The 5,126-nt window shown below is 62.2% G+C and carries 5 protein-coding genes and 1 tRNA gene; 3 read left to right on the plus strand and 3 right to left on the minus strand.

All coding sequences use genetic code 11. The features are described 5' to 3' along the window. Positions 1–410 precede the first annotated feature (410 nt). Together WBV42_RS16675 and WBV42_RS16680 are read right to left on the minus strand one after the other, a co-directional pair. On the minus strand, positions 411–959 hold the full coding sequence (locus WBV42_RS16675; protein WP_423987022.1) for a hypothetical protein: 549 nt from the start codon (positions 957–959) through the stop codon (positions 411–413). A gap of 218 nt (positions 960–1,177) precedes the next feature. After that, positions 1,178–1,262: transfer RNA gene (locus WBV42_RS16680), tRNA-Leu, on the minus strand. 89 nt (positions 1,263–1,351) lie between these two features. Between WBV42_RS16680 and WBV42_RS16685 the strand changes: the two genes are divergently transcribed. Continuing rightward, positions 1,352–1,759: a desampylase gene (locus WBV42_RS16685; protein WP_423987023.1), complete on the plus strand. Its 408-nt coding sequence runs from the start codon at positions 1,352–1,354 to the stop codon at positions 1,757–1,759. Positions 1,760–1,810: 51 nt separating this feature from the next. Continuing rightward, the gene (locus WBV42_RS16690; protein ID WP_423987024.1) at positions 1,811–2,836 is read left to right on the plus strand and encodes a C40 family peptidase; all 1,026 of its coding nucleotides are present in this window, start codon (positions 1,811–1,813) and stop codon (positions 2,834–2,836) included. Here the strand turns inward: WBV42_RS16690 and WBV42_RS16695 are convergent. Beyond that, complete coding sequence (locus tag WBV42_RS16695) at positions 2,820–3,704, minus strand: serine hydrolase (RefSeq protein WP_423987025.1); 885 nt, start codon at positions 3,702–3,704, stop codon at positions 2,820–2,822. The two genes, WBV42_RS16690 and WBV42_RS16695, sit on opposite strands and share 17 nt — an antisense overlap. A 152-nt stretch (positions 3,705–3,856) precedes the next feature. Between WBV42_RS16695 and lysA the strand changes: the two genes are divergently transcribed. Beyond that, complete coding sequence (gene lysA, locus WBV42_RS16700; protein ID WP_423987026.1) at positions 3,857–5,125, plus strand: diaminopimelate decarboxylase; 1,269 nt, start codon at positions 3,857–3,859, stop codon at positions 5,123–5,125. Position 5,126: the final 1 nt, after the last annotated feature.

Genomic DNA, 5,126 nt, shown 5'->3' on the forward strand with positions numbered 1-5,126 from the left:
GGCGATTCGTGGTCCGTCGGGCCCGCCGATCGTCGAACTCGATATTCCGGCGAGAAGGAGTCCCGCAATGGAGACGAGGAGCAGCACGCGGGCTGTCGAAGTTCGCATGTGAACAGGGGACATAGATCGCTGCTCATCGATTCCCATCATCGACTGATTATTGTTACGATTATCCATGCAAAACTGCAGAATACTACGATATTTTTCGAGAAATTACCCTGTTTGTGGTCTATTTATGGATGGGATTCTAAAATTACCAATATATTGATGAAGGACTTCACACCTCAATGAGCAATCGAAACATCTCTCTGTTGCCGCAATTCGAGCGCTCTTATTTCTTCACTGAACGGATTCGACCCTCTTCCAGTATAGTTCGGCGGCGGGACAATTCGGTACTCGTTGCGTTCGGATCACAGCAGCGCGGCTTCCTGTCGCTTTTCCACGACCCCTGGAATCGACGTCGTATCGGTCTGACCGGCAAACGTCATCGTCACGGTCACGTGGTCGGGGAGCTTCCGCACCATCTCCTTTTGCGTCACTCCCGGGCCGGTCGGTGCAGTCGAGACGAACCAATCTCCGTCGTGAGACGACAGGCCGGACGAGGTATATGCGTCATCGAAAATCACTTCGATGCGCCGTTGAACCCTACGGATCGCAATCCCTCCGGCTTTCATCTCGCCCCACTGCTCGAACGGCTCCGTGGCGTACGCAACCGCACCCGAACTGTTCCGGGCGGTCACGACCCTGACCTCGTTCGTCTTCGGGAGGTATTCGGCGTCCGTATCCTCGACGGTCGTTTGCACGTCGAGTGGCTTCCCGGTGGCTCGAATCCCCGGAAGCGGGGACAGACTGGCGGCTATTTTCTCCTTCGTGAACCCGTTCACCTGCGAGCCGACGAGGCCGAGTCCGGCCGCCGTACAACCCGCCGCGAGGAAGGCCCGTCGTGAAGAGGAGGACATTGTTGTTTCCACGAAGAATGTCGGCAAATTCTTTGTGCAAAAATCAGTGGCTCTCGTTCTCGGGGTATTTCCCCCGTTTCGGTAGAATGGAAAGGTGAACGATGTGCGATGGTATTCCCGTCTACTCGAACACCACCTTCCCTTTCGGCATAGCCCGCACGCTTCGCTGAGCGAATACCATTCTACTCGGTTAGGCGTGTGGTGTGGACGTTGGAAAATGCGAGGGATGGGATTCGAACCCATGGACGTCTACACGAGCGGGTCTTAAGCCCGCCGCCGTTGGCCTGGCTTGGCAACCCTCGCGCGTCAGTCGATTGCCGCTTCCACTGCAAGTGGGTTTCGGTTGGTACACGGCCCCCTCGTTTATTCGCGTTCCCGCCGAAATCACGTCCATGCTCGTCTTCTCGCGCGAAGTGTACGATATGCTCGTCAGCCGTGCGCGTCGGGGTCGCCCCGATGAGATTTGCGGAATCCTCGCGGGATCACGCGGCGAGCGGGCCGAAGTGGGGGGCGTGTATCACGCCGAAAACGTCGCGGCGGACACGCGTACGAACTACGAAATTGACCCGGAGGAGCAACTCGCGGTCATGGATCGAATCGAAGCGGACGGCTCCGAGGTGGTCGGTTTCTATCACTCCCATCCCATGGGTCCCGACGCGCCCAGCGAAACCGACGCCGCGGACGCGACATGGGACGGCTACTCCAACGTCATCGTCTCGCTGAACGGTTCCCACCCGTTCGTCGGGTCGTGGCGCTGGACCGGCGAGACGTTCGAACCGGAAGTCGTCCAACTCCGATAGCGCGAGCCAACTAGGGGGTGGCTTTTTGAGGGCGCTCCGAACACAGGGGGCATGGACCGAAGCGAACGAACGGGAACCGAACGGTTGGACGACGGCGAACGGTTGAACGACGGCCACCGCGCGCTGTTGGCACTCCAACGCTGTCGAACCGTCCACGCACCCGACGAGCGGGTTGCCGTCTTCGACGTGATCCCCGAACCGACCACTGATGGAATCGAACTTCATGGACGCGTCTCGACGCCGCAACTCGAAGCCGAGGCGCGAGCGGCGGTCGAACGAGCAATCGAGACGGCGGTGACGAGCGACCTCGAAATCCTCGATGAACTGCGAACCGAGCGAACCGTCACCGGATCAGTCGTATCCGTGTGCGACGATCCGGACGACGAGGCCGAACAGGTAACGCAGGTGCTCTACGGCGCGCGAGTCGAGGTGTTCGACGACGAGGATGAAACTTGGTCGCGGGTGCTGACGCCGGACGGCTATCTGGGATGGCTCGACCGAAGCGCGCTCGCACCGATCGAGGACGACGAAACGAACGCGGTCGTCGTCCACGATACGAAGACGGACGACGGAGAGACGGTGTACGCCGGAACCGACTGCCGAGTCGAGGACGAAGGCGGGAACGAGACGACCGTTCGCTTCCGCACCGGCGAGCACGCAACCGCCTCCGCGGGAGTCGTCCAGTGGCCACCCGAGAACCCGACCGGCGAGGCCGTCGTCGAAATCGCGCGGGAGTTCCTCGGAACCGACTACGACTGGGGTGGCATGACGAGCGACGGGATCGACTGCTCCGGACTGGCGTGGATCGCCTATCGAGTCAACGGTATCACCCTGCCACGCGACGCCGACCAACAGCGGGTCATGGGACGGTCCGTCGAGCGTGACGAACTGCTCCCCGGCGACCTGCTCTTCTTCCCCGGCCACGTCGCGGTTAGCCTCGGCGACGACGAGTACGCCCACGCCTACGGCGGCGCGGAGTCGGTGGTGATCAACAGCCTCGACCCGGAGGACGACGCGTATATCGAAGATTTGGATGAGAAGTTCGAACTCGCGCGCCGTATCATCCCAGCCACGTGAACACGGCGTCGCCGATTTCCGCGATGGCGTCCGCCGCGTCGGCACCGTTCTGACGGGCGTCCCCGTTTTCACCGTCCGCCGAACCGACGCCGTCGATGAACACCGAAAACACGAGCGGTTCGTCCCGGTCGGGGACCGACAGGATTCCGGTGTCCAACGCGGCGGTCGGGAGCCACCCGGTTTTGTGGGCAACTTCGGTTTCGTAGGGAAGGTACCGCGGGATCATCGACGTGTCCTTTTGTGCATTGAGCGAGACTCGCATTCGCTCGTAGGCTTCTGCTGAGAGCATCCTCCGATAAACGAGGTCGGCGAAGAACCGGGCGCAGTCGAGCGGTGTCGTTGCGTTCGTCGGTTCGTCCGCCGGGACGCTGATATCGAACTCCTCGAAGTCGTAGTCTTCGAGCGTCGCCATCATCTTTCGCGCGAGGCGGGTTCGCTCCATGCCGAGTCGGGCCGCCGCGTCGTTCACCGATTCGATGCCGAGGTGGTCGATGAGTTGGTTCGTCGCGGCGTTGTCGCTGACCGAGATCATGGCCACGGCGAGGTCTTCGAGGGTCGGCGTCGCGTCAAGTAAGTGCAACAGCCCGCTTCCGCCGACGCGGTTCTCCGGGGTGAGCGGGCACGGACGGTCGAGTTCGCCGAATTGGCCGTCGTATCGCTCGTAGAGGGCGTAAAGAACGGGGAGTTTGATCGTGCTCGCGCTCTGGAAGACGTGGTTCTCGTCGCGAGCGTAGACTACATCGAAGTTCCTATCGTCGGTCGGAAATCCGAGGAAGGCGCCGAGTTCGCCGTCGATTTCGTCGTCGTATCGATCGATGTATCCCGCCAGTTCGTCGCGGGTTTCGATGCTCGGCGTGTCAGGGCGCATCGGGAATCGACTCCGGTTTCGTTGCCATGCCGACACACTGGTCCCCGGTTCCTACAAATACTTTCGTGTCGGGGAAGAGGTAACGAAACGCAACGTTCGTCGCCTAGCATGGGAGGGCGAACGATTATCCTCGCGTTGTCGGATGTTCTGGCATGGAACTAGCGGACAGAAAGGAGCGACTGCGCACGCACGCCGACGACCTCGTCTCGGCGTTCGGTTCGCCGCTCTACGCCTTCTTCGAGGACGATTTGCGCACGAATTACGACACTCTTCGCGGAGCGCTGGACGAACAGTATCCGAACTCGGAGGTCCACTTCGCGGTGAAGGCGAACTACAACCTCGGAATCCTCTCGATACTCCGCGACGCGGGTTGTAAGGCCGAAGCGTACGCGCGCTGTGAACTGACGGCCACGCAACGGGCGGGGTTCGACCCTGAGAACGTCCTCCTCACCGGCATGAACCGCACTCCGGCGGATATCGAACGCGCGCTCGACTGGGGCGTCTCGCACCTGCTCATCGACAACGCGACGGAGTTGGAGAAGGTGGTCGTTGCCGCCGAGGCGACCGGGGCGGTTCCGGACGTGTTGATTCGCGGCAACCCCGCGATGGACGTGCCGACCCATCCGGAAGTTGCGACGGCCACGCTCGAAAGCAAGTTCGGTCTCGACATCGTGAGCGGGCGGGCGATGGCCGTCGCCGAGAAGGCGGTCGAATCCGACGCCGTCTCGCTCGCTGGTGTGCAGTTGCACGTCGGCAGTCAGGTTCGCGGCGTCGAACCGTACGGCGTCGCGGCCCGCGAGATGCTCGGTTTCGCGGCGGACGTGCGCGACGAACTGGGCGTCGAAATCGACGTCCTCGACCTCGGCGGCGGATTCCCTGTCCCGTACGACGAGGACGTCCCCGCGACCGAGGACATCGTGTCGTACATGGCCGACACGATTCGGGAGAGCTGTGAGGCACACAACCTCTCGGAGCCGAAGCTGTTCGTCGAACCCGGTCGGCGACTCGTCGGCAACGCCGGGACGTTTGTGGCGACGGTCGGCGTGATCAAGGAGACACCGTTTGCCGACTTCGTCGTGCTCGACGGCGGGACGAACGCGGTCTCCTCCTACTGGCCGTACCCCGTCTACGCGGTGAAAGACCGCGACCCGGGACAGGAATACCACGTCGCTGGCCCGCTCTGTTACTCCGGCGACGTGATAAGCGAGGACGTTTCCCTTCCCCAACTCGGGCCTGGCGACCTCGTGGCGGTGGACCGAATCGGCGCGTACTCGCTCGGGAGCGCGAGCCACACGAACGCCGAGCCGAAACCCCCAGTCGTGCTGGTCCGGAGCGACGGCACGCACGACCTGCTCCGACGGCGTGAGACGTGTGACGACGTTCTCGGGCGGGATTCGATTCCGGACGGGTTGGAACGGTGAA

This window comes from Haladaptatus sp., from assembly GCF_049589095.1.
GTDB lineage: Archaea > Halobacteriota > Halobacteria > Halobacteriales > Haladaptataceae > Haladaptatus.

Bases quoted from the DNA above. Each gene is read 5' to 3' on its own strand.
- WBV42_RS16695 (WP_423987025.1), bottom strand. From the start codon at position 3,704: ATGCGCCCTGACACGCCGAGCATCGAAACCCGCGACGAACTGGCGGGA.
- WBV42_RS16690 (WP_423987024.1), top strand. From the start codon at position 1,811: ATGGACCGAAGCGAACGAACGGGAACCGAACGGTTGGACGACGGCGAA.
- lysA (WP_423987026.1), top strand. From the start codon at position 3,857: ATGGAACTAGCGGACAGAAAGGAGCGACTGCGCACGCACGCCGACGAC.
- WBV42_RS16685 (WP_423987023.1), top strand. From the start codon at position 1,352: ATGCTCGTCTTCTCGCGCGAAGTGTACGATATGCTCGTCAGCCGTGCG.
- WBV42_RS16675 (WP_423987022.1), bottom strand. From the start codon at position 959: ATGTCCTCCTCTTCACGACGGGCCTTCCTCGCGGCGGGTTGTACGGCG.